The sequence below is a fragment of the Herbidospora sp. RD11066 genome, from assembly GCF_054661255.1.
Map to the genome: position 1 here is coordinate 1 of NZ_BAAGDO010000121.1, position 278 is coordinate 278.

Annotated in this window: 1 protein-coding gene; it reads right to left on the reverse strand. The window is 57.6% G+C overall.

Annotation, left to right across the window (positions count from 1 at the left end):
* Positions 1–74: 74 nt before the first annotated feature.
* Positions 75–278: hypothetical protein (locus tag ACYQ78_RS39520; protein WP_459806127.1), on the reverse strand; the 204-nt coding region annotated here is incomplete at its 5' end.

Below are 278 nucleotides of genomic sequence, written 5' to 3' on the forward strand. Positions count from 1 at the left end.
GGAGCTTTGAGATTGGCCCTTTGGAGCTGCGACTGTTGCTTGCTGGACTGGCTATGTCTCCTGCTTCAGAAGCATCACCACCACTGTTGGTGCGCAACGAGCTGCGCACAGGGCTGCCGGGATAGCAATCTGCTGACACAGGAGAGAGTGGTGATGGCGAAAAATGGGATGGCGAGAAAGGCGTGGGGGACAATGGTGACGGTGACAGCGGTGAGCATGGAGACGGAGACATCTGTCCAAGTGATGGCAGCGGCAGCATCAAAAGGAGCATGGGTCCG